The organism is Bacillus sp. AG4(2022) (genome assembly GCF_031844465.1).
Taxonomy (GTDB): domain Bacteria; phylum Bacillota; class Bacilli; order Bacillales; family Cytobacillaceae; genus Bacillus_AB; species Bacillus_AB infantis.
This window is the reverse complement of sequence record NZ_JAUZVH010000013.1, coordinates 21,621-44,719: the sequence shown is the minus strand read 5'-3', so window position 1 is coordinate 44,719 and position 23,099 is coordinate 21,621. Positions and strand designations below refer to the sequence as shown.

At 46.0% G+C, this 23,099-nt stretch carries 25 protein-coding genes and 1 other annotated feature; all 25 genes read left to right on the top strand.

Going from position 1 to position 23,099, the window contains the following annotated elements:
• Entirely contained in the window at positions 1–510 is a 510-nt protein-coding gene (locus tag Q9R36_RS24675) for an NYN domain-containing protein (RefSeq protein ID WP_009791549.1), read from the top strand.
• 93 nt (positions 511–603) lie between these two features.
• Complete coding sequence (gene sigH, locus Q9R36_RS24670; RefSeq protein ID WP_009791550.1) at positions 604–1,242, top strand: RNA polymerase sporulation sigma factor SigH; 639 nt, start codon at positions 604–606, stop codon at positions 1,240–1,242.
• A gap of 114 nt (positions 1,243–1,356) precedes the next feature.
• Positions 1,357–1,500, top strand: coding sequence for a 50S ribosomal protein L33 (rpmG, locus tag Q9R36_RS24665; RefSeq protein WP_009791551.1), 144 nt, complete (start codon positions 1,357–1,359; stop codon positions 1,498–1,500).
• Between the two features lie 57 nt (positions 1,501–1,557).
• A complete protein-coding gene (secE, locus tag Q9R36_RS24660; protein WP_009791552.1) occupies positions 1,558–1,728 on the top strand; it encodes a preprotein translocase subunit SecE in 171 nt (56 codons plus the stop codon).
• 246 nt (positions 1,729–1,974) lie between these two features.
• Positions 1,975–2,508 carry a transcription termination/antitermination protein NusG gene (gene nusG, locus Q9R36_RS24655; RefSeq protein WP_009791553.1) on the top strand — a complete coding sequence of 178 codons (534 nt, stop codon included), beginning with the start codon at positions 1,975–1,977 and terminating at the stop codon, positions 2,506–2,508.
• A 173-nt stretch (positions 2,509–2,681) separates the two neighbouring features.
• Positions 2,682–3,107, top strand: coding sequence for a 50S ribosomal protein L11 (rplK, locus tag Q9R36_RS24650; protein WP_141195060.1), 426 nt, complete (start codon positions 2,682–2,684; stop codon positions 3,105–3,107).
• A gap of 166 nt (positions 3,108–3,273) precedes the next feature.
• Positions 3,274–3,972 carry a 50S ribosomal protein L1 gene (gene rplA / locus Q9R36_RS24645; RefSeq protein WP_009791555.1) on the top strand — a complete coding sequence of 233 codons (699 nt, stop codon included), beginning with the start codon at positions 3,274–3,276 and terminating at the stop codon, positions 3,970–3,972.
• Between the two features lie 50 nt (positions 3,973–4,022).
• Positions 4,023–4,160, top strand: a sequence feature (ribosomal protein L10 leader region).
• A 32-nt stretch (positions 4,161–4,192) separates the two neighbouring features.
• Positions 4,193–4,693, top strand: a complete 501-nt coding sequence (rplJ, locus tag Q9R36_RS24640) for a 50S ribosomal protein L10 (protein ID WP_022543216.1) — start codon at positions 4,193–4,195, stop codon at positions 4,691–4,693.
• A gap of 51 nt (positions 4,694–4,744) precedes the next feature.
• On the top strand, positions 4,745–5,110 hold the full coding sequence (gene rplL / locus Q9R36_RS24635; protein WP_022543217.1) for a 50S ribosomal protein L7/L12: 366 nt from the start codon (positions 4,745–4,747) through the stop codon (positions 5,108–5,110).
• Between the two features lie 121 nt (positions 5,111–5,231).
• Complete coding sequence (locus tag Q9R36_RS24630) at positions 5,232–5,834, top strand: class I SAM-dependent methyltransferase (protein ID WP_129614067.1); 603 nt, start codon at positions 5,232–5,234, stop codon at positions 5,832–5,834.
• 301 nt (positions 5,835–6,135) lie between these two features.
• A complete protein-coding gene (rpoB, locus tag Q9R36_RS24625; protein ID WP_035401163.1) occupies positions 6,136–9,696 on the top strand; it encodes a DNA-directed RNA polymerase subunit beta in 3,561 nt (1,186 codons plus the stop codon).
• 111 nt (positions 9,697–9,807) lie between these two features.
• Positions 9,808–13,407, top strand: coding sequence for a DNA-directed RNA polymerase subunit beta' (gene rpoC / locus Q9R36_RS24620; protein ID WP_009791336.1), 3,600 nt, complete (start codon positions 9,808–9,810; stop codon positions 13,405–13,407).
• Positions 13,408–13,607: 200 nt separating this feature from the next.
• Positions 13,608–13,856 (top strand): 50S ribosomal protein L7ae-like protein, encoded by a 249-nt coding sequence (locus Q9R36_RS24615; RefSeq protein ID WP_022543219.1) that lies wholly within the window; start codon positions 13,608–13,610, stop codon positions 13,854–13,856.
• 102 nt (positions 13,857–13,958) lie between these two features.
• Positions 13,959–14,381 (top strand): 30S ribosomal protein S12, encoded by a 423-nt coding sequence (gene rpsL / locus Q9R36_RS24610; RefSeq protein ID WP_009791334.1) that lies wholly within the window; start codon positions 13,959–13,961, stop codon positions 14,379–14,381.
• A 47-nt stretch (positions 14,382–14,428) separates the two neighbouring features.
• Entirely contained in the window at positions 14,429–14,899 is a 471-nt protein-coding gene (gene rpsG, locus Q9R36_RS24605) for a 30S ribosomal protein S7 (RefSeq protein ID WP_009791333.1), read from the top strand.
• A gap of 51 nt (positions 14,900–14,950) precedes the next feature.
• Positions 14,951–17,029: an elongation factor G gene (gene fusA, locus Q9R36_RS24600; RefSeq protein ID WP_009791332.1), complete on the top strand. Its 2,079-nt coding sequence runs from the start codon at positions 14,951–14,953 to the stop codon at positions 17,027–17,029.
• A 118-nt stretch (positions 17,030–17,147) separates the two neighbouring features.
• On the top strand, positions 17,148–18,335 hold the full coding sequence (gene tuf, locus Q9R36_RS24595; protein ID WP_009791331.1) for an elongation factor Tu: 1,188 nt from the start codon (positions 17,148–17,150) through the stop codon (positions 18,333–18,335).
• A gap of 636 nt (positions 18,336–18,971) precedes the next feature.
• Complete coding sequence (rpsJ, locus tag Q9R36_RS24590; RefSeq protein WP_009791329.1) at positions 18,972–19,280, top strand: 30S ribosomal protein S10; 309 nt, start codon at positions 18,972–18,974, stop codon at positions 19,278–19,280.
• Between the two features lie 36 nt (positions 19,281–19,316).
• A complete protein-coding gene (rplC, locus tag Q9R36_RS24585) occupies positions 19,317–19,943 on the top strand; it encodes a 50S ribosomal protein L3 (protein ID WP_009791328.1) in 627 nt (208 codons plus the stop codon).
• A 28-nt stretch (positions 19,944–19,971) separates the two neighbouring features.
• Positions 19,972–20,595 carry a 50S ribosomal protein L4 gene (rplD, locus tag Q9R36_RS24580; RefSeq protein WP_009791327.1) on the top strand — a complete coding sequence of 208 codons (624 nt, stop codon included), beginning with the start codon at positions 19,972–19,974 and terminating at the stop codon, positions 20,593–20,595.
• Complete coding sequence (rplW, locus tag Q9R36_RS24575) at positions 20,592–20,879, top strand: 50S ribosomal protein L23 (protein ID WP_170939578.1); 288 nt, start codon at positions 20,592–20,594, stop codon at positions 20,877–20,879. Before rplD ends, rplW begins: the two co-directional genes overlap by 4 nt.
• 30 nt (positions 20,880–20,909) lie before the next feature.
• The gene (gene rplB / locus Q9R36_RS24570; protein ID WP_009791325.1) at positions 20,910–21,740 is read left to right on the top strand and encodes a 50S ribosomal protein L2; all 831 of its coding nucleotides are present in this window, start codon (positions 20,910–20,912) and stop codon (positions 21,738–21,740) included.
• A 60-nt stretch (positions 21,741–21,800) separates the two neighbouring features.
• Positions 21,801–22,079, top strand: a complete 279-nt coding sequence (gene rpsS / locus Q9R36_RS24565; RefSeq protein WP_009791324.1) for a 30S ribosomal protein S19 — start codon at positions 21,801–21,803, stop codon at positions 22,077–22,079.
• A gap of 18 nt (positions 22,080–22,097) precedes the next feature.
• Positions 22,098–22,439: a 50S ribosomal protein L22 gene (gene rplV, locus Q9R36_RS24560; protein ID WP_009791323.1), complete on the top strand. Its 342-nt coding sequence runs from the start codon at positions 22,098–22,100 to the stop codon at positions 22,437–22,439.
• Positions 22,440–22,442: 3 nt separating this feature from the next.
• On the top strand, positions 22,443–23,099 hold the full coding sequence (gene rpsC / locus Q9R36_RS24555) for a 30S ribosomal protein S3 (RefSeq protein WP_009791322.1): 657 nt from the start codon (positions 22,443–22,445) through the stop codon (positions 23,097–23,099).

The following is a 23,099-nucleotide window of genomic DNA, read 5'->3' as shown; positions in this document are numbered from 1 at the left end:
ATGGACATCCTTATAGTGGACGGCTATAACATCATTGGCGCCTGGCCTGATCTCAGGGAGCTGAAGAACAAGGATCTTGGTGCAGCAAGAGACAAGCTTGTAGAAAAGATGGCGGAATTCCAGGGATACTCAGGATACCGGGTCATCATCGTCTTTGATGCCCATTATGTCAAAGGAACAGAGAAAAAGTTCAAGAACTATAAAGTCGAGGTTGTTTTTACAAAAGAAAATGAGTCAGCAGATGAACGCATTGAAAAACTCGCCATCAGCCTGAACAACATTAAAACACAAATCCATGTCGCCACGTCCGATTATACCGAGCAATGGGCCATTTTCGGACAGGGCGCCCTGCGCATATCCGCGCGGGAGCTGTTGATCGAGATGGAGAGCACGGAAAAAAGGATCGAAAAAAAGGTGAAGAAAATCCAGGAAAAAAAGCCGGTTTCAAAGATCCCGCTCACTGATGAAGTGGCAGAAATTTTTGAAAAATGGCGCAGAGGACAGAAATGAGCGGTTGACGCTCAAAATTTTCCTGCTGTATAATATTTCTATCCAGTGGTTTGTGCGGTCAGGGGGATCTGTGTGAGTACCGATTTCAAGACGATGATCAACGAAGAGGAAAAGAATTATCTTCAGCTCGAAGATGAAGAGATAATTGAATTGGTCCACAGAGGCGAGAGCGAGGCTTTGGATTATCTGATCCAAAAGTACCGGAATTTCGTGCGTGCCAAGGCAAGGTCCTATTTCCTGATAGGCGCTGATAAAGAAGACATCGTCCAGGAGGGCATGATCGGCCTCTATAAGGCCATCAGGGACTTCAAAGAGGACAAGCTGTCTTCCTTCAAGGCGTTTGCCGAGCTGTGCATCACCCGGCAGATCATAACAGCGATCAAAACCGCCACCCGCCAAAAGCATATACCGCTCAATTCCTATGTTTCGCTTGATAAGCCGATTTATGATGAAGAATCGGACAGGACGCTGATGGATGTGATCTCCGGCGCCAAGGTGATGGACCCGGAAGAGCTGATCATCAACCAGGAGGAATTCGACAACATTGAAGTGAAAATGTCCGAGCTCCTGAGCGATCTGGAAAGGAAGGTCCTTGCCCTCTATCTTGACGGGCAGTCCTATCAGGAAATCTCTGAGGAGCTGAACAGGCATGTGAAGTCGATTGACAACGCCCTGCAGCGGGTCAAGAGGAAGCTGGAGAGATATCTTGAAGTCCGCGAATTTTCATTGTAAAGCCAATTATTACAAATAGATCCTTATTTCCTATGATTCTGACTCTTATTGACATGATAGGGGTGCCATGTTAAAGTTTGTAAGGAAACAGACAAGCAATAAGAAGGTGCCGATATGAGGAAAAAAGTTGTACTGGCTTGTGCAGAATGCGGGTCCCGCAACTATTCGACCATGAGCAATAAAGAATCAGAGCGTATGGAATTAAAAAAGTTCTGTGATACATGCAAGGCTCATACTGTCCACCGGGAAACAAAATAGCAATAGCACTCATCCATAGATCAGCAAGCAACCCTTGAAAGTTGGAGGTTACGAACCGTGAATTTTTTCCGTGATATTGGACGCGAAATGAGAAAGGTCAGCTGGCCAAAGCGCAAGGAGCTCACCAGCTATACGATAACAGTCCTTGTGACAGTAACGTTCTTCGCCCTTTTCTTCGCCGTTCTTGACTTAGGTATTTCTGAATTGATTCGTTTAATTCTTGAATAACTCCTGTAATCTCATGGTATAATGGAGAATAACACAGGAAACTTCTGCAAAGCCCGGAAACGGGTTTTTTCATTTGCTTAAAAAAAGACAGGCATCCGCGCCTGTTTTGGCCTGGGAAGAGCGGAACTCTTTAAGGGAGCCGGAGGAGTAAACAGGATCCGGCCGTGTTCACAGGTATATTGGAAACCTACAGAGGGAAGTTTGATTTTATTTAGACAGGGAGGGAAGGACGAACAGTCCTCTTGAATGGAAAAAAACTGGTATGTAGTCCATACTTATTCAGGTTATGAAAACAAAGTAAAAGCCAACCTGGAAAAACGGGTGGAAACAATGGCGATGCAAGATAAGATCTTCCGCGTGATTGTGCCTGAAGAAGAAGAAACAGATATTAAGAACGGCAAGAAAAAAGTGGTGAAGCGAAAGGTATTCCCGGGTTATGTGCTTGTCGAGATCGTCATGACAGACGACTCCTGGTATGTAGTCCGCAATACGCCGGGCGTTACAGGGTTCGTCGGTTCGGCAGGGTCGGGCTCAAAGCCGACGCCATTGCTCCCTGAGGAAGTAAATGTTATCCTTAAGCGCATGGGCGTTGATGAAAAGCGCGTGGACATCGACTTCGAAATCGGCGAGACCGTCAAGGTGAACGAAGGTCCTTTTGCGAACTTCACTGGCTCCATTGAAGAGATTGATAAAGACAAAGCGAAGATCAAAGTTCTGGTTAATATGTTCGGGCGGGAAACTCCTGTCGAGCTCGATTTTACACAAATTGAAAAATTATAGCCTGAAAAACTTGAAATCCGCTTTTAAAAATGTTACTATTTCATAGGTCAGTATGTCTCGGACAACGAGGCTGGACAAATTGCTATGTTCTTTATTTTTAATATAAAGACTACAAGTTGAGTGGGAGGGAAATTCCCTATTACCACATCACGGACTTTAAGGAGGTGTGTCTCGTGGCTAAAAAAGTTATCAAGGTAGTTAAATTGCAAATCCCTGCTGGTAAAGCAAATCCAGCACCGCCAGTTGGTCCTGCATTGGGTCAAGCCGGTGTTAACATCATGGGATTCTGTAAAGAGTTTAATGCTCGTACAGCTGAACAGGCTGGACTGATCATCCCTGTTGAAATCTCGGTTTTTGAAGACCGTTCATTTACATTTATTACGAAAACTCCTCCTGCTGCCGTTCTTCTTAAGAAAGCGGCTGGAATCGAGTCTGGTTCTGGTGAACCAAACCGTAATAAAGTAGCAACAGTTAAGCGTGATAAAGTACGCGAGATTGCTGAGACTAAAATGCCTGACTTAAATGCTGCTAGCGTTGAATCCGCTATGCGCATGGTAGAAGGTACTGCACGCAGCATGGGTATCGTCATCGAAGACTGATCCATGCTCGAAGATTAGGTTCTAACGGGGTTGCGGCTGAATTGGATTCACTCGCAACCTTTGTTCTGTAAAGCCCGGGCGCCCGGCCTTTTCGAGGGAGGGCGCCCCTGCTTTTGGGACGTGGGAGGTTATTCCGCTAAAACCACAATTCAAGGAGGAAATAATAATGGCTAAAAAAGGTAAGAAGTATTTAGAAGCTGCTAAGCTTGTAGATCGTTCTAAAGCTTACCCAGTCGCTGAAGCGATTGAGCTTGCTAAGAAAACAAACTATGCGAAATTCGATGCAACTGTTGAAGTGGCTTTCCGTCTTGGGGTTGACCCTAAGAAAGCTGACCAGCAAATCCGCGGAGCAGTCGTGCTTCCAAACGGAACTGGTAAAACTCAGCGTGTATTAGTATTCGCTAAAGGTGAAAAAGCGAAGGAAGCTGAAGCTGCCGGAGCTGACTACGTAGGCGATTCCGAGTACATCAACAAAATCAGCCAAGGCTGGTTCGAATTTGATGTAATCGTTGCTACTCCAGACATGATGGGTGAAGTTGGTAAGCTTGGACGTACATTAGGTCCTAAAGGCTTAATGCCAAACCCTAAAACTGGAACAGTTACTTTTGATGTAGAAAAAGCAGTAAACGAGATCAAAGCTGGTAAAGTTGAGTACCGTCTGGACAAAGCTGGAATCATCCACGTTCCAATCGGAAAAACTTCATTCGAAGATGCGAAGCTTGCTGAAAACTTCAACACGATCTACGATACTATGCTGAAGGTTAAGCCTGCTGCAGCAAAAGGAACTTACGTAAAATCTGTTACTGTAACAACAACTATGGGCCCTGGCGTCAAAGTTGATCCTTCTACAGCCGCAGTAAAATAATACCAATTGACAACAGCCGGTTTATTTCATATAATCTAAACTGTTGTGAAAATAAAATAACATTTGTACCGTAGACAGCAGGTGCGACAGCTTAATTTCCTGCCGAGGTCATACGATAGATTTTCTTTTGAACGGCTATTGTATACTTCCTCCATGTCTGCAAGATGTGGAGGTTTTTCTTTGGACGGTATAAATGAAAAAATCTACAGGAGGTGTAAGGATGAGCAGCGCTATTGAACAAAAGAAATTGATCGTTGACGAGATTGCCGATAAATTCAAAGCAAGCAAATCAACGGTTGTAGTTGACTACCGCGGACTGACTGTTGCTGAAGTAACTGAACTTCGTAAGCAGCTTCGTGATGCGGGAATCGAGTTCAAGGTTTACAAAAACAGCATGGCTCGCCGTGCTGCAGAAGCTTCTGAGCTTTCTGGCTTGAACGAAGCACTGACAGGTCCAAATGCGATTGCATTCAGTAATGAAGATGTAGTTGCACCTGCGAAAATCCTAAACGATTTCGCTAAAAAACATGAGGCTCTTGAAATCAAGGCTGGTGTAATCGAAGGCAACATCGCTTCTGTTGAGGATGTTAAAGCTCTTGCTGAACTTCCATCACGCGAAGGCTTGCTGTCTATGCTACTCAGCGTACTTCAAGCACCTATCCGCAATCTTGCTCTTGCTGCAAAAGCTGTTGCAGATCAAAAAGAAGAACAAGGCGCGTAAGCTAGTCTTTTTATAAAAAAATCAAACCAATCATAAGGAGGAAATTTTATCATGACTAAAGAACAAATCATTGAAGCAGTCAAAAGCATGACTGTTCTAGAACTTAACGACCTAGTAAAAGCAATCGAAGAAGAGTTTGGCGTAACTGCTGCAGCTCCTGTAGCTGTAATGGGTGGCGCTGCTGGCGGAGATGCTGCAGCTGAGAAAACTGAATTTGACGTTGTTCTTGCATCTGCAGGCGACCAAAAAATCAAAGTTATCAAAGTTGTTCGTGAAATCACAGGTCTTGGTCTTAAAGAAGCAAAAGAACTTGTTGACAACACTCCTAAGCCTGTTAAAGAAGGCGCTTCTAAAGAAGAAGCTGAAGAAATCAAAGCTAAGCTTGAAGAAGTTGGAGCTGGCGTTGAAGTTAAGTAATGCCAACTTTGAAAAGCCCGCTGCCTAGCGGGCTTTTTGCTTTTTTCTTTTGTATGATTTATAATTCGTCCGAACAGGATGCATGATCCTCAATGTGTTTCCTCAGGTTGGAGGTGATTCTATGACCGAACATTATTATTCCCGCACATCAAAAACGGAAAGTGACCCTGCCTATTGGGATTTTTCCCTAAGAGGGCATTCCTTCCGATTTAAAACCGATAATGGTGTATTTTCAAAAAAAGAAGTGGACTTCGGTTCAAGGCTTCTTGTTGAAGCGTTCAAATTGCCGGAGCTGGAAGGAAATATTCTGGATGTTGGCTGCGGCTACGGTCCGATCGGCTTGTCCATCGCCAAAAGCTTTCCGGAAAGGACGGTCCACATGGTTGATGTGAATCTCCGGGCAATCGAACTGGCAAAGGAAAATGCAGCCGGGAATTCAGTCAGCAATGCTGCCATCTATGAAAGTGACCGGTTAACCGGTGTTGGAGGGGGCAAGTTTGCGGCTATCCTGACAAATCCGCCAATCCGTGCCGGAAAACAGGTTGTCCATGACATTTTTGAACAAAGCTTTGAGCACTTGCTGACGGGCGGAGAGCTCTGGGTTGTCATCCAGAAAAAGCAGGGTGCCCCATCAGCGATCGAGAAACTTGACTCGCTTTTTTCAGACGTGGAAACCGTAGAGAAGAAAAAAGGCTACTTTATTTTAAAAGCGAAAAAAAGTTGACTTGACTTTTTCTCTATGATAGTATTGTAAAATGCCAACATAATACTTTCCGATTTATTTGCTATTTTGCAGTCGTTCTGTATAAATTTGGCTATAATGGGAAAGCTAATAAAATAATAGTCGAAATGTGAAAATGTGGTTTTTGAGTTGAAAACCCTTTTTCTTTTTGTCTTATGAAAAGTAAAAGCTGTCTGCGCCCGAGGGGGATTGGCAATGCCGGTTTGTATCAATGCCGGTTTCTCTTTTGGACAGGGTGCTTGCGCTTTTCGATAAATAACGCTTGATTTGAGGGGTGAATCAGTTGACAGGTCAACTAGTTCAGTATGGACGACACCGCCAACGTAGAAGTTACGCACGAATCAGTGAAGTTTTGGATTTGCCTAATTTAATTGAAATCCAAACCTCTTCTTATCAATGGTTTCTTGATGAGGGTCTTCGTGAAATGTTCCAGGACATTTCGCCAATTGAAGACTTTACTGGTAACTTATCGCTTGAATTTATTGATTACAGCCTTGGCGATCCAAAGTATTCCGTTGAGGAATCGAAAGAACGAGATGTTACATATTCAGCACCTTTGCGTGTTAAAGTGCGTCTTGTAAACAAAGAAACAGGCGAAGTTAAAGACCAGGATGTCTTTATGGGTGACTTCCCGCTTATGACAGAAACAGGTACGTTTGTGATCAATGGAGCAGAACGCGTCATCGTTTCTCAGTTAGTACGTTCACCGAGTGTATACTATAGCGGAAAGCTGGATAAAAACGGGAAAAGAGGCTTCTCTGCTACTGTTATCCCGAACCGCGGCGCCTGGCTTGAATATGAAACAGATGCCAAGGATGTCGTATACGTTAGAATAGATCGTACTCGGAAACTGCCCGTTACGGTTCTTTTGCGTGCACTTGGGTTCGGCTCTGATCAAGAAATCATTGATTTGATCGGAGACAATGAATATATCCGCAATACGCTTGAAAAAGACAACACAGAAAGTACAGATAAAGCCCTTCTGGAAATCTATGAGCGTCTTCGTCCGGGCGAGCCGCCGACTGTAGAAAATGCAAAAAGCCTGCTCGTTTCCAGATTCTTTGATCCAAAACGCTATGATTTAGCGAATGTTGGACGCTACAAGATCAATAAGAAGCTTCATATTAAAAATAGACTGTTCAATCAGCGCCTTGCTGAGACTCTGGTTGATCCTGAAACAGGCGAAATCATCGCTGAGAAAGGGACTATGCTGGACCGCCGCAACCTGGACCGCATCATCCCTAATCTTGAGAACAATATCGGCTTCAGGACAGCGGCTCCTTCAGGAGGAGTGGTGGAGGACGAGGTCCTTCTTCAATCCATCAAGGTGTATGCCCCTAATGAAGACGGAGAAAAAGAGATCAATATCATCGGCAATGCCTATGTCGAGGAAGCGGTCAAGAATATCGCGCCTTCTGATATCATTGCGTCCATTGGCTATTTCTTCAACCTTCTTCATGGAGTCGGCGATACCGATGATATCGACCACCTGGGGAACAGACGTCTTCGTTCAGTAGGCGAACTGCTCCAGAACCAGTTCCGAATCGGACTTTCCAGGATGGAACGTGTTGTCCGCGAGAGGATGTCCATCCAGGATACAAATACAATTACACCGCAGCAGCTGATCAACATCAGGCCTGTGATCGCTTCTATCAAAGAGTTCTTTGGCAGCTCACAGCTTTCACAGTTCATGGACCAGACAAACCCGCTTGCCGAGCTGACGCATAAGCGCCGTCTATCTGCATTGGGGCCTGGCGGTCTGACTCGTGAGCGCGCCGGCTTTGAAGTCCGTGACGTTCACTATTCACACTACGGCCGCATGTGTCCGATTGAAACGCCGGAAGGACCGAATATTGGTCTGATCAACTCACTGTCATCCTTTGCGAAGGTAAACCGCTTCGGATTCATCGAAACGCCTTACCGCCGCATCAACCCTGAGACAGGCAGAGTGACAGACCAGATCGATTACCTGACAGCTGATGAAGAAGATAACTATGTTGTTGCACAGGCGAATGCGCGTCTTGGCGATGACGGTACTTTCCTTGACGATGAAGTCGTTGCGCGTTTCCGCGGGGAAAATACAGTTGTGCCGAAAGACCGCGTCGACTATATGGATGTTTCTCCTAAACAGGTAGTATCAGCTGCAACAGCTTGTATTCCTTTCCTTGAAAACGATGACTCCAACCGTGCCCTCATGGGGGCGAACATGCAGCGTCAGGCTGTGCCATTGCTGCAGCCTGAAGCACCTCGTGTAGGTACAGGAATGGAGTATGTTTCCGGAAAAGACTCCGGTGCGGCTGTCATCTGCAAGCACGAAGGAATCGTCGAGCATGTTGAAGCTCGTGAAGTCTGGGTGCGCCGCATTTCCGAGGTCAATGGCCAGGAAGTCAAAGGCGACCTTGATAAATACAGGATGCTGAAATTCATCCGTTCCAACCAGGGAACATGCTATAACCAGCGTCCGATTGTTGCTGTCGGGAACCGTGTGACAAAAGGCGAGATCCTTGCCGACGGCCCTTCCATGGAGCTTGGCGAGCTTGCGCTTGGCCGCAATGTGCTTGTTGCCTTCATGACTTGGGACGGCTATAACTATGAGGATGCGATCATCATGAGCGAACGCCTTGTAAAAGACGACGTTTATACATCCATCCACATTGAAGAATATGAATCAGAATCAAGAGATACAAAGCTAGGGCCTGAAGAAATCACCCGCGACATCCCGAATGTCGGTGAAGATGCACTCCGCAATCTTGATGAGCGCGGAATCATCCGTACGGGTGCTGAAGTAAAGGATGGCGACCTGCTTGTCGGTAAGGTTACTCCTAAGGGTGTAACAGAGCTGACAGCAGAAGAACGCCTCCTGCATGCCATCTTTGGCGAGAAAGCCCGTGAAGTGCGTGATACTTCCCTTCGTGTTCCTCACGGAGGAGGCGGAATCGTGCTTGATGTCAAAGTCTTCAACCGTGAAGACGGAGATGAGCTGCCGCCAGGCGTGAACCAGCTTGTACGTGTTTATATCGTTCAGAAGCGTAAAATCTCCGAGGGAGATAAAATGGCAGGACGCCACGGAAATAAAGGGGTTATCTCCCGGATCCTTCCGGAAGAAGATATGCCTTACCTTCCAGATGGCACACCAGTCGACATCATGTTGAATCCGCTGGGGGTTCCTTCCCGTATGAACATCGGGCAGGTGCTTGAGCTTCACCTCGGCATGGCTGCGAGAGCGCTGGGCATTCACGTTGCTTCACCGGTATTTGATGGAGCGCGCGAGGAAGATGTCTGGTCAACAATTGAAGAAGCCGGCATGGCCCGTGATGCGAAGACAGTCCTGTACGACGGCCGTTCGGGAGAACCGTTCGACAACCGTGTATCTGTCGGCGTCATGTACATGATCAAACTGGCCCACATGGTTGATGATAAGCTCCATGCCCGTTCAACCGGCCCTTACTCACTTGTTACGCAGCAGCCTCTTGGCGGTAAAGCCCAGTTCGGCGGACAGCGTTTCGGGGAGATGGAGGTTTGGGCGCTTGAAGCTTACGGTGCCGCCTATACATTGCAGGAAATCCTGACAGTTAAATCAGATGACGTAGTCGGACGTGTGAAAACGTACGAAGCGATTGTCAAAGGCGAGAATGTACCTGAGCCGGGAGTGCCGGAGTCCTTCCGCGTATTGATGAAAGAGCTTCAGAGCTTGGGTATGGATGTTAAGATCCTGTCAGGCGATGAGAAAGAAATTGAAATGCGCGACCTTGAGGACGATGATGATGTACAGCAGGCTGAATCGCTGACCATCGCGCCGGATACAGAGGAAGCAAACACTGAAAAAGTAGCTAGCAAAGAATAAATAGAATAACTATATAAATTTGACTGCCGCTCCGCCTAAGGCGGAGGGCGGCATATTATTGCCGGATTAGCAATAAGGGTATAACCCGAGATTGAAAGGGAGGTAGGCCCCTTGCTGGATGTAAACAATTTTGAGTATATGAAGATCGGTCTTGCTTCACCTGATAAGATCCGTTCCTGGTCTTTTGGTGAAGTCAAAAAACCTGAAACAATCAACTATCGTACATTAAAGCCTGAAAAAGACGGCTTATTCTGCGAGCGTATTTTTGGACCTCAGAAAGACTGGGAATGCCATTGCGGAAAATACAAAAGGGTGCGCTATAAAGGCGTAGTCTGCGACCGATGCGGAGTGGAAGTCACCCGCGCGAAGGTTCGCCGCGAAAGAATGGGCCATATCGAGCTTGCTGCTCCTGTATCGCATATCTGGTATTTCAAAGGCATCCCGAGCCGCATGGGCCTTGTTCTGGATATGTCACCGCGTGCGCTTGAAGAAGTCATTTACTTTGCTTCATATGTAGTAACTGACTCCGGCGATACAGCACTAGAGAAAAAACAGCTTCTGTCTGAGAAGGAATACCGCGCTTACCGTGAGAAGTACGGCAATAAGTTCCAGGCATCCATGGGTGCAGAATCCATCAAGAAGCTGCTTTCTGATATCGATCTGAACAAAGAAGTAGACGCGCTTAAAGAAGAACTGACAACTGCCCAGGGCCAGCGCCGCACACGCGCCATCAAGCGCCTTGAGGTACTTGAAGCCTTCCGTGGATCTGGAAATGAACCATCATGGATGATCCTGGACGTGCTTCCTGTCATCCCTCCTGAGCTTCGTCCAATGGTTCAGCTTGACGGAGGAAGATTCGCGACGTCTGACCTGAACGACCTGTACCGCCGTGTCATCAACCGGAACAACCGTCTGAAGCGCTTGCTGGACCTCGGTGCTCCAAGCATCATCGTCCAGAACGAAAAGCGCATGCTCCAGGAAGCTGTAGACGCCCTGATTGACAATGGCCGCCGCGGACGTCCTGTCACAGGCCCGGGGAACAGGCCGCTTAAATCTCTTTCACACATGCTGAAAGGGAAGCAGGGCCGTTTCCGTCAGAACCTGCTTGGTAAGCGTGTTGACTACTCCGGACGTTCTGTTATCGTAGTAGGTCCTAACCTGAAAATGTACCAGTGCGGTCTGCCGAAGGAAATGGCGCTTGAGCTTTTCAAGCCTTTCGTCATGAAGGAATTGGTGGAAAAAGGACTGGCTCACAATATCAAATCAGCAAAGCGCAAAATTGAAAGAGTCCAGCCTGAAGTATGGGATGTGCTTGAAGAGGTAATCAAAGAGCACCCAGTTCTGCTGAACCGTGCACCTACTCTTCACAGGCTCGGAATCCAGGCCTTTGAACCAACATTGGTTGAAGGGCGCGCAATCCGTCTCCATCCGCTTGTATGTACAGCATACAATGCCGACTTTGACGGTGACCAAATGGCGGTCCACGTACCGCTGTCATCTGAAGCACAGGCAGAAGCACGCCTTCTAATGCTTGCGGCTCAGAACATCCTGAACCCTAAGGATGGAAAACCTGTTGTTACACCTTCCCAGGATATGGTGCTTGGTAACTATTACCTGACTATGGAAAGAGAAGGGGCAGTAGGAGAAGGAATGGTCTTCAACGATACAAGCGAAGCACTGCTTGCTTATCAGAACGGCTATGTCCACCTTCATACCCGTGTAGCAGTGAATGCAGGTACACTGAACAATGAAACATTCACAGAGGAACAAAGGAAAAAGCTTCTGATCACGACTGTCGGAAAGCTCGTTTTCAACGAAATCCTGCCGACTTCATTCCCGTATATCAATGAGCCGACAAAGACGAATCTTGAAGAAGAAACGCCTGCCCGCTACTTTGTAGAACGGGGAACGGATGTAAAAGAAGCTATTAAAAATATGCCGCTTGTTGATCCTTTCAAGAAGAAAATCCTTGGAAACATCATTGCGGAAGTGTTCAAGCGCTTTAAGATCACTGAAACATCCAAAATGCTTGACCGCATGAAGGATCTCGGTTTCAGACATTCCACTAAAGCCGGCATCACAGTCGGTGTGGCAGATATCGTCGTTCTTAAAGAAAAGCAGGAAATCATTCAGGAAGCCCAAGGCAAGGTTGATAATGTCCTTAAACAATTCAGGCGCGGTCTCATCACTGAGGACGAACGCTATGATCGTGTCATTTCCATCTGGAGTGCTGCGAAGGACACTATCCAGGCCAAGCTGATGAAGTCCCTGGATAAATCCAACCCGATCTTTATGATGAGTGACTCCGGTGCCCGTGGTAACGCATCTAACTTTACACAGTTAGCCGGTATGCGCGGACTCATGGCCAACCCGGCCGGCCGGATCATCGAACTTCCGATCAAGTCCAGCTTCCGTGAAGGACTGACAGTACTTGAGTACTTCATCTCCACACACGGAGCGCGTAAAGGATTGGCGGATACAGCCCTTAAGACGGCTGACTCCGGCTATCTGACCCGACGCCTTGTTGACGTTGCGCAGGATGTCATTGTACGTGATGATGATTGCGGAACAGACAGAGGACTGCAGATCAGCGCGCTGAAGGATGGCACCGAAGTTATCGAAGCACTGGATGAGCGCCTCATTGGCCGTTATGCACGCAGAGATATCAAGCATCCTGAAACAAACGCAGTAATCGTAAAAGAAAATGATCTTATTACAGAAGATCTGGCTGTTGAAATCGTGGAAGCAGGCATTGAGACTGTATGGATCCGTTCCGCCTTTACCTGCAACACGCGCCATGGCGTATGTAAGAAATGCTACGGGCGCAACCTGGCAACAGGCCAGGAGGTTGAAGTGGGCGAAGCTGTCGGAATCATCGCAGCCCAATCCATCGGTGAGCCTGGAACACAGCTTACAATGCGTACTTTCCATACAGGAGGCGTAGCAGGAGACGATATTACACAAGGTCTTCCGCGTATCCAGGAAATTTTCGAAGCACGTAACCCTAAAGGGCAGGCTGTCATTTCAGAGCTTGAAGGTGTTGTCGTGGGCATCAATGAAGGCCGTGACCGCCAGCATGAAATTGTGGTGCAGGGCGAGGTTGAATCCCGCACATATACTGCTCCATATACAGCACGCCTGAAAGTGGCTGTTGATGACAGGGTAGACCGCGGACAGGAATTGACCGAAGGTTCTATTGACCCTAAAGAATTGATTAAAGTAAGAGATGTAAATGCTGTACAGGAGTATCTGCTTCGCGAGGTGCAGAAGGTATACCGTATGCAGGGTGTTGAAATCGGCGATAAGCATATCGAGGTAATGGTCCGCCAGATGCTTCGCAAGGTGCGTGTCATCGATGCAGGGGAAACAGAAGTGCTGCCTGGCTCGCTTCTTGATATCCACCAGTTCACAGATGCCAATGAAAAGGCTCTGTTGAACGGCAAAATGCCTGCGACCGGCCGTCCTGTACTGCTCGGTATCACCAAGGCTTCACTTGAGACGGATTCCTTCCTGTCAGCTGCTTCCTTCCAGGAAACAACAAGGGTACTTACAGATGCTGCCATCAAAGGCAAGCGAGATGAATTGCTCGGGCTTAAAGAGAATGTCATCATCGGTAAACTGGTCCCTGCCGGAACTGGAATGCAGCGCTACCGCAGGGCAGAACCTTTCACTGCGGAAGAAGCATCCGAAGAAACAGTTACAGTGGAATAATGGAAATGCGGTGCCTGCCGAAAAGGAGGCACCGCATTTTATAGTAATAGCAAAACAGGAGGACGCACAGGTTCATAGATAGACTAAATGGAAATATGCATGAATCTAAAAAAATATTTGCCGTGATGTTGACAATATTCTTGTGCGATGGTACTATAGCAAAGGTGCTCCTATTTACCGGATACTTTGGAGGATATATCATGTCTTATGATAAAGTATTGCAGGCAAGAAATATTATAGTAGGAACAAAGCAAACAGTAAAAGCTCTGAAATCAGGAACAATCAGCGAAGTGCTGATCGCAGAAGATGCAGACCATAGAGCTGTTGAAAAAGTGATCAATGCGGCGCTTGAATATAAAGTTCCGGTCACCCGGGCCGGCTCGATGAAATCATTGGGAAAGGCCTGCGGAATCGACGTAGGTGCGGCAGCTGTTGCAATATCTATTTAAAAACTGTTTTTGTAGATGAAGATCTGCAAGGACTTTGTTTTTGCAACAAAATGAACCACCTGGATGTGTGGGCTTACACAAAAGACGAAGGGAGGAAAAATCATGCCTACAATTAACCAATTAGTGCGCAAGCCTCGTAAGACAAAAGAGGAAAAGTCAAAATCACCTGCGCTTAACAAAGGTTACAACAGCTTCAAAAAAGCACAAACTAACGTATCATCTCCACAGAAACGCGGTGTATGTACTCGTGTTGGTACAATGACTCCGAAGAAACCAAACTCAGCGTTGCGTAAATATGCTCGTGTACGCTTGACTAACGGAATCGAGGTTACTGCCTACATTCCTGGTATCGGACACAACCTTCAAGAGCACAGCGTAGTATTAATCCGCGGCGGACGAGTAAAGGACTTACCAGGGGTACGTTACCACATCGTGCGCGGCGCGCTTGACACTGCCGGTGTTAACAACCGTATGCAAGGCCGTTCTAAATACGGTACTAAGCGTCCTAAAGCAGCTAAAAAATAATGATTGACCACAAATAATATTCAGTTTTTTCGAAAGGAGGAAATTACATGCCACGTAAAGGTCCTGTAGCAAAAAGAGACGTATTACCAGATCCGATTTACAATTCAAAGCTAGTTAGCCGTCTTATCAACAAAATGATGGTTGATGGCAAGAGAGGTAAATCTCAAGCTATTCTTTATTCAGCATTTGATATCATCAGCGAGCGCAGCGGAAAAGAGCCAATGGAAGTGTTCGATCAAGCACTTAAGAACATCATGCCGGTTCTTGAAGTAAGAGCGCGCCGTGTAGGTGGTGCAAACTATCAAGTACCAGTTGAGGTGCGCCCAGACCGCCGTACGACTCTTGGTCTTCGCTGGTTGGTTAACTATTCTCGTCTTCGCGGTGAGAAAACAATGGAAGAGCGTTTGGCTAACGAAATCCTTGACGCTGCCAACAACACAGGTTCATCTGTGAAGAAGCGTGAAGATACTCATAAAATGGCTGAAGCTAACAAAGCATTCGCTCACTACCGCTGGTAGGATTGAACCCACAAACAAACTATTACATTTACTAGGAAGGAGAAAGACCCAATGGCAAGAGAGTTCTCCTTGGATAATACTCGTAATATCGGCATCATGGCCCACATCGATGCCGGTAAAACAACTACGACTGAGCGCGTACTTTACTACACTGGCCGTATCCACAAAATCGGTGAAACACATGAAGGTGCTTCACAGATGGACTGGATGGAACAGGAGCAGGAACGCGGTATCACAATCACTTCTGCAGCAACAACTGCACAGTGGAAGGGCCACCGTGTAAACATCATCGATACACCAGGACACGTAGACTTCACAGTTGAAGTTGAGCGTTCACTTCGTGTACTTGATGGTGCAGTAGCAGTCCTTGATGCACAATCAGGGGTTGAGCCTCAGACTGAAACAGTTTGGCGCCAGGCTACTACTTACGGTGTACCACGTGTGGTATTCGTAAACAAAATGGATAAGCTGGGTGCAGATTTCCTTTACTCACTCGGTACACTCCACGATCGTCTGCAAGCCAATGCAGCAGCTATCCAGCTGCCAATCGGTGCTGAAGACCAGTTCGAAGGAATCATCGACCTGATCGAGATGAAAGCGACTTTCTACGGCAACGACCTTGGAACAGACATCGAAGACCGTGAAATCCCTGAGGAATACAAGGCGCAAGCTGAAGAATACCGTGAAAAGCTGATTGAAGCGGTAGCAGAGCTTGATGAAGAATTAATGGAGAAATACCTTGGCGGTGAAGAAATCACTAACGACGAGCTGAAAGCAGCTATTCGTAAAGGTACTGTAAACGTTGAATTCTATCCTGTAATCTGTGGATCAGCGTTCAAAAACAAAGGTGTTCAGAAAATGCTTGATGCAGTAATCGACTATCTTCCGTCTCCACTGGACGTACCTGCAATCAAAGGTACTCTTCCGGATTCTGAAGAAGAAGTTACTCGTCCTTCAAGTGACGAAGAGCCATTCTCAGCTCTTGCATTTAAAGTTATGACTGACCCTTATGTCGGTAAGCTTACATTCTTCCGTGTATACTCTGGTACATTGAGCTCAGGTTCATACGTACAGAACTCTACTAAAGGCAAGCGTGAGCGTGTAGGACGTATCCTGCAGATGCACGCCAACTCCCGTGAAGAGATCTCTCAAGTATACGCAGGGGACATTGCTGCTGCCGTAGGTCTTAAGGATACTACTACAGGTGACACTCTCTGTGATGAGAAGAACCTTGTAATCCTTGAGTCCATGGAATTCCCTGAGCCGGTTATCCAATTGTCCATTGAGCCTAAGTCAAAGGCTGACCAGGACAAAATGACAACTGCTCTTCAAAAGCTTCAGGAAGAAGATCCTACATTCCGTGCGCATACTGACCAGGAAACTGGACAAGTTATCATCGCGGGTATGGGTGAACTTCACCTTGATATCCTTGTTGACCGTATGAAACGTGAATTTAAAGTGGAAGCAAACGTTGGTGCGCCTCAGGTTGCATACCGTGAAACTTTCCGTGCTTCAGCTAAGGTTGAAGGTAAATTCGCACGCCAATCTGGTGGACGCGGACAATTCGGACACGTTTGGATTGAATTCTCTCCAAACGAAGAAGGTAAAGGCTTTGAATTTGAAAACGGCATCGTCGGCGGTGTTGTTCCACGTGAATACATCCCGGCTGTTCAAGCTGGACTGGAAGATTCCCTTGACAGAGGTGTTCTTGCTGGATATCCGCTAGTTGATATTAAAGCAAGACTGTTCGATGGATCTTACCATGATGTCGATTCATCAGAAATGGCGTTTAAAATTGCCGCTTCAATGGCACTGAAAAACGCTGCTTCTAAATGTAACCCTGTTATCCTTGAGCCAGTCATGAGGATAGAAGTTATCATTCCAGAAGAATATCTGGGAGATATCATGGGTAACGTCACTTCCCGTCGTGGACGTGTAGAAGGTATGGATGCCCGCGGCAATGCTCAAGTTGTCCGTGCAATGGTTCCGCTGTCTGAAATGTTCGGATATGCAACTTCCCTGCGTTCAAGCACACAAGGCCGTGGAGTATTCTCCATGCACTTTGACCACTATGAAGAAGTACCGAAGTCGATTTCTGAAGAAATCATCAAAAAAAATAAAGGTGAATAATTGATTTTACCTTTATAATCAAGTATAACTACTATTGTAGAACCAAGCTGCTGATCGGCTTGCCTGTCAGCAGCTCTAAAAATACTTAACTTTTTAAAATTAAAGGAGGATTTTCCTAATGGGTAAAGCTAAATTCGACCGTTCAAAACCCCACGTTAATATTGGTACAATTGGTCACGTTGACCACGGAAAAACAACTCTAACAGCTGCTATCACTACAGTTCTTGCTAAGTCTGGCGGAGCTGAAGCACGCGCTTACGATCAAATCGACGGTGCTCCAGAAGAAAGAGAGCGTGGAATCACAATCTCTACTGCACACGTTGAGTACGAAACTCCTAACCGTCACTATGCGCACGTTGACTGCCCAGGACACGCTGACTATGTTAAAAACATGATCACTGGTGCTGCTCAAATGGACGGCGGTATCCTAGTAGTATCTGCTTCTGACGGCCCAATGCCACAAACTCGTGAGCACATCCTTCTTTCTCGTCAAGTAGGTGTACCTTACCTTGTTGTATTCATGAACAAGTGTGACATGGTTGACGACGAAGAGCTTCTTGAACTAGTAGAAATGGAAATCCGTGACCTTCTTTCTGAGTATGAGTTCCCTGGTGATGACATTCCTGTAATCAAAGGTTCTGCTCTTAAAGCTCTTGAAGGTGACGCTGCTTGGGAAGAGAAAATCAACGAGCTTATGGCTGCAGTTGACGAGTACATCCCAACTCCAACACGTGACACTGACAAGCCATTCATGATGCCTGTTGAGGATGTATTCTCAATCACTGGCCGTGGTACTGTTGCTACAGGACGTGTTGAGCGTGGACAAGTTAAAGTCGGTGACGTAATCGAAATCATCGGTCTTACTGAAGAGCCAAAATCAACAACTGTAACAGGTGTTGAAATGTTCCGTAAGCTTCTTGACTTTGCAGAAGCTGGAGACAACATCGGTGCCCTTCTTCGTGGTGTAGCACGTGAAGACATCCAGCGTGGTCAAGTATTGGCTAAGCCAGGCTCAATCACTCCACACGTAAAATTCAAAGCTGAAGTTTACGTTCTATCTAAAGAAGAAGGTGGACGTCACACTCCATTCTTCACTAACTACCGCCCTCAGTTCTACTTCCGTACAACTGATGTAACTGGTATCTGCAACCTTCCTGAAGGTGTAGAAATGGTTATGCCTGGCGACAACATCGAAATGACTGTTGAGCTTATCGCTCCAATCGCTATCGAAGAAGGTACTAAGTTCTCTATCCGTGAGGGTGGACGTACTGTAGGCGCTGGCGTTGTTGCTACAATCACTGAGTAATCTCTGATTGATATATAAAGAAGCAGATGGATCAATTCCATCTGCTTCTTTTTTGCTTTTATCTCCGAACTATCCTTAGGTCTTTCATACATGAGGGTTGCTTTCAACCTGCCGTGAGTGGAAGCTGGCTCCAGAAGAAAATAGATAATATCTTGCGTTTCAAGCTTGAATTTCTGTTCCGTAACAATACCAGGGGGTAATCGTTTACTTATCGGAATGCTGGATGGTGATGCCCTTGGTGTCTGCCAATGCAAAACTGCTCTATAGTATAGAAGAAACAGGTTGCGCTGCTTAAGAAGAGAGAGGAAACAGTAACGGGTCCAGCATGAGTGACAGCAGGCTTTTTTAGTTTCAATATATAAATATACATCAGGCACAGTGAATTGTTAGACTTCTTCCAATCCCCTTGAAAACCTGCGATATACCCGCTATAATAGTAAAAGTGTGCGAAACATAAAAGAATATAACATTTCATGTTGCAATTCTTAAATGGTTTCTGTATAATAGACAATGTTGGTCTTTGACTGCGATGAAGTGAAAGGTTGCTGACACACCCGGCCGCTTTGCCATGGCGAGTGTGTGGGAAATTTTCACGGAGAATGTCTATATCAATATAGGCGAAAAGGAGGGAAAATAATGGCAAAACAAAAAATTCGTATCCGTTTAAAAGCGTATGATCACAGGATCCTTGATCAGTCTGCTGAAAAGATTGTTGAAACTGCAAAGCGTTCTGGTGCGGCTGTGTCCGGCCCGATCCCATTGCCGACTGAAAAGTCAATTTACACAATCCTGCGTGCGGTCCATAAGTACAAAGATTCACGTGAGCAGTTCGAAATGCGTACGCATAAGCGTCTGATCGACATCATCAACCCAACTCCACAAACAGTTGATTCACTGATGCGCTTAGACCTGCCATCAGGTGTAGATATCGAAATCAAATTATAATGAAATAAATTATTAAATTCTCAGGAGGTGTGACTAATGACCAAAGGAATCTTAGGAAGAAAGATCGGTATGACTCAAGTATTTGCTGAAAATGGCGACCTTATCCCGGTAACTGTTGTAGAAGCTACAGGAAACGTTGTTCTTCAAGTGAAATCTGTCGACACTGACGGATATGAAGCGATCCAGCTTGGCTTTGAAGATAAGCGCGAAAAGCTTTCCAACAAACCTGAACAAGGACATGTCGCGAAAGCTGATACTGCTCCTAAGCGCTTCGTTCGCGAATTCCGCGGAGTTGACTTAGCAGCATATGAAGTTGGTCAAGAAGTCAAAGTAGATATTTTCGCAGAAGGCGATACTGTTGATGTAACAGGAATCTCTAAAGGTAAAGGTTTCCAAGGCTCTATCAAGCGCCACGGACAATCACGCGGACCTATGTCACACGGTTCACGCTACCACCGTCGCCCTGGTTCAATGGGACCTGTAGCTCCTAACCGTGTATTCAAAGGTAAAGCATTGCCAGGACGCATGGGTGGAGACCAGATCACTGTTCAAAACCTGGAAATCGTTAAAATTGATGCAGAACGCAACCTGCTTCTGATCAAAGGAAACGTACCTGGAGCGAAGAAAGCTCTTCTAAAAATCAAAACTGCGGTTAAAGCATAATTAATCCAGTCAGAAAGGAGGAAATAGAATGCCTAAAGTAGCATTGTTAAACCAAGCTGGTTCACAAGTTGGAGAAATCGAACTAAATGAAACCATCTTCGGTATTGAGCCTAACAACCACGTACTATTCGAAGCTGTTGTAATGCAAAGAGCTTCTTTACGTCAAGGAACTCATAAAACTAAAATTCGTTCTGAAGTAGCCGGCGGCGGACGCAAGCCATGGCGCCAAAAAGGAACTGGACGCGCTCGTCAAGGTTCCATCCGTTCACCACAATGGCGCGGAGGCGGTACAGTATTCGGTCCTACTCCACGCAGCTACAGCTATAAGCTGCCTAAAAAGGTACGCCGTTTAGCAATCAAATCTGCACTATCTTCTAAAGTGGCAGAAGAAAACATTCTAGTATTAGAAAACCTTGCTTTAGAAACTCCTAAAACAAAAGACTTCAAGGGTGTCCTTACTGGACTGTCTGTTGATAAGAAAGCTCTTATCGTAACAGCTGATCTTGATGAGAACGTAGCATTGTCTGCGCGCAATATCCCTGGAGTGACTGTTGTAACTGCAACAGGCGTCAATGTTTTGGATGTTCTAAGCCATGATAAGCTTATCATGACTAAAGCAGCGGTTGAAAAAGTAGAGGAGGTGCTTGCATAATGGATGCACGCGATATCATTAAGCGCCCCGTTATCACTGAACGTTCTACTGACCTGATGGCTGACAAAAAGTATACTTTTGAAGTTGATGTTAGAGCTAACAAAACTCAAGTTAAAGATTCTATCGAAGAAATCTTTGGCGTAAAAGTTGAGAAAGTAAACATCATGAACTACAAAGGTAAGTTCAAGCGCATGGGTAAATTCGGCGGCTATACAAACAAACGCCGTAAAGCTATCGTAAAACTAACTGCAGACAGCAAAGAAATCGAATTCTTTGAAGTCTAATAACCATAACTAGAAGAGGAGGGAAACGAAATGGCGATTAAAAAGTATAAACCTACCTCCAACGGTCGTCGCGGTATGACTACTTCTGACTTTGCTGAGATCACTACAGACAAACCGGAAAAGTCACTATTAGCTCCTTTAAAGCGTAAAGGCGGCCGTAACAACCAAGGTAAGTTAACAGTTCGTCACCAAGGCGGCGGACACAAACGTCAATATCGTATCATCGATTTCAAACGTGATAAAGATGGCATTCCAGGACGCGTTGCTACGATCGAATATGATCCAAACCGTTCAGCCAACATCGCACTAATCAACTACGTGGATGGAGAAAAGCGTTACATCCTTGCTCCTAAGAACCTTTCAGTGGGCACTGAAGTAATGTCTGGACCTGAAGCTGACATCAAAGTGGGTAACGCACTTCCACTTGCAAATATTCCAGTGGGTACTGTTATCCACAACATCGAACTGAAACCTGGCAAAGGCGGACAGCTTGTACGTTCAGCAGGTACTTCTGCTCAAGTATTGGGTAAAGAAGGCAAATATGTTCTTGTTCGTTTAAACTCTGGTGAAGTTCGCATGATCCTTGCTACTTGCCGCGCTACAGTAGGTCAAGTGGGCAACGAGCAGCACGAACTGATCAACATCGGTAAAGCCGGTCGTTCACGCTGGTTAGGCAAGCGCCCAACTGTCCGTGGTTCTGTAATGAACCCGAATGATCACCCGCACGGTGGTGGTGAAGGTCGCGCTCCTATCGGACGTAAATCACCAATGTCTCCTTGGGGCAAACCAACTCTTGGTGCCAAAACACGCAAGAAGAAGAGCAAATCCGACAAGTTTATCGTACGTCGTCGTAAAAAATAACGGGATTGAGCTACGGTTCCACAAGAGAACCGTAGAACGATCACGAAGGGAGGTTCAATCATGGGTCGCAGCTTAAAAAAAGGACCTTTTGTTGATGAGCATTTAATGACAAAGATCGAAAAGTTAAATGAAAACGAAGGCAAGCAAGTGGTAAAGACTTGGTCACGCCGTTCTACGATCTTCCCGCAATTCATTGGTCACACTATCGCAGTTTATGATGGTCGTAAACATGTACCTGTATATGTGACAGAAGACATGGTAGGGCACAAGCTTGGAGAATTCGCTCCATCTCGTACTTACAAAGGCCATGGCAATGATGATAAGAAAACAAGACGTTAATGAGAGGAGGGCATCCTGATGCAAGCTAAAGCTGTTGCAAGAACAGTTCGTATTGCTCCTCGTAAAGCTCGTTTAGTCGTAGATTTAATTCGAGGTAAGCAAGTAGGTGAAGCGGTGGCTATCTTAAACCATACGCCAAAAGCAGCTTCTCCTGTCGTTGAAAAATTATTGAAATCCGCATTGGCAAATGCTGAGCATAACTACGAAATGGACGTAAACAATTTAGTAGTATCTCAAGTATTCGTTGACGAGGGACCAACTTTGAAGCGTTTCCGTCCGCGTGCTATGGGCCGTGCAAGTGCAATCAACAAACGTACTAGTCATATTACTATCGTTTTATCAGAAAAGAAGGAGGGATAATCAGTGGGTCAAAAAGTAAATCCAGTCGGTTTGCGAATCGGTGTCATCCGTGATTGGGAGTCAAAATGGTTCGCAGGCAAAGACTATGCTGAACTTTTACACGAAGACCTTAAAGTGCGTGAGTACATTACGAAGCGTTTAAGCGATGCATCACTTTCTAAAGTTGAGATCGAGCGTGCAGCTAACCGTTTAAACATCACTATCCACACTGCTAAGCCTGGTATGGTTATCGGTAAAGGCGGTTCTGAAGTTGAAGCTCTTCGTAAAGCTCTTAACTCACTTACTGGCAAACGTGTTCACATCAACATTCTTGAAATCAAAAAAGCAGACATCGACGCGAAATTAGTTGCGGAAAACATTGCTCGTCAATTGGAAAACCGCGTATCTTTCCGTCGTGCTCAAAAGCAAGTTATCCAACGTGCAATGCGCGCTGGCGCTAAAGGTATCAAAACAATGGTATCTGGCCGTCTTGGCGGTGCTGATATCGCTCGTTCTGAATCTTACAGCGAAGGTACTGTTCCACTTCATACACTTCGTGCTGATATCGACTATGCTACTGCAGAAGCAGACACAACATACGGTAAATTAGGCGTTAAAGTATGGATCTATCGTGGAGAGGTGCTTCCTACAAAGAAGAAAACTGAGGAAGGAGGCAAATAA

Excerpts from the sequence above, each read along its gene's own strand:
- Q9R36_RS24675 (WP_009791549.1), top strand. The coding sequence starts at position 1 with ATGGACATCCTTATAGTGGACGGCTATAACATCATTGGCGCCTGGCCT.
- sigH (WP_009791550.1), top strand. The coding sequence starts at position 604 with ATGATCAACGAAGAGGAAAAGAATTATCTTCAGCTCGAAGATGAAGAG.
- rpmG (WP_009791551.1), top strand. The coding sequence starts at position 1,357 with ATGAGGAAAAAAGTTGTACTGGCTTGTGCAGAATGCGGGTCCCGCAAC.
- nusG (WP_009791553.1), top strand. The coding sequence starts at position 1,975 with ATGGAAAAAAACTGGTATGTAGTCCATACTTATTCAGGTTATGAAAAC.
- rplA (WP_009791555.1), top strand. The coding sequence starts at position 3,274 with ATGGCTAAAAAAGGTAAGAAGTATTTAGAAGCTGCTAAGCTTGTAGAT.
- rplJ (WP_022543216.1), top strand. The coding sequence starts at position 4,193 with ATGAGCAGCGCTATTGAACAAAAGAAATTGATCGTTGACGAGATTGCC.
- rplL (WP_022543217.1), top strand. The coding sequence starts at position 4,745 with ATGACTAAAGAACAAATCATTGAAGCAGTCAAAAGCATGACTGTTCTA.
- Q9R36_RS24630 (WP_129614067.1), top strand. The coding sequence starts at position 5,232 with ATGACCGAACATTATTATTCCCGCACATCAAAAACGGAAAGTGACCCT.
- Q9R36_RS24615 (WP_022543219.1), top strand. The coding sequence starts at position 13,608 with ATGTCTTATGATAAAGTATTGCAGGCAAGAAATATTATAGTAGGAACA.
- rpsL (WP_009791334.1), top strand. The coding sequence starts at position 13,959 with ATGCCTACAATTAACCAATTAGTGCGCAAGCCTCGTAAGACAAAAGAG.
- rpsG (WP_009791333.1), top strand. The coding sequence starts at position 14,429 with ATGCCACGTAAAGGTCCTGTAGCAAAAAGAGACGTATTACCAGATCCG.
- fusA (WP_009791332.1), top strand. The coding sequence starts at position 14,951 with ATGGCAAGAGAGTTCTCCTTGGATAATACTCGTAATATCGGCATCATG.
- tuf (WP_009791331.1), top strand. The coding sequence starts at position 17,148 with ATGGGTAAAGCTAAATTCGACCGTTCAAAACCCCACGTTAATATTGGT.
- rpsJ (WP_009791329.1), top strand. The coding sequence starts at position 18,972 with ATGGCAAAACAAAAAATTCGTATCCGTTTAAAAGCGTATGATCACAGG.
- rplC (WP_009791328.1), top strand. The coding sequence starts at position 19,317 with ATGACCAAAGGAATCTTAGGAAGAAAGATCGGTATGACTCAAGTATTT.
- rplD (WP_009791327.1), top strand. The coding sequence starts at position 19,972 with ATGCCTAAAGTAGCATTGTTAAACCAAGCTGGTTCACAAGTTGGAGAA.
- rplB (WP_009791325.1), top strand. The coding sequence starts at position 20,910 with ATGGCGATTAAAAAGTATAAACCTACCTCCAACGGTCGTCGCGGTATG.
- rpsS (WP_009791324.1), top strand. The coding sequence starts at position 21,801 with ATGGGTCGCAGCTTAAAAAAAGGACCTTTTGTTGATGAGCATTTAATG.
- rplV (WP_009791323.1), top strand. The coding sequence starts at position 22,098 with ATGCAAGCTAAAGCTGTTGCAAGAACAGTTCGTATTGCTCCTCGTAAA.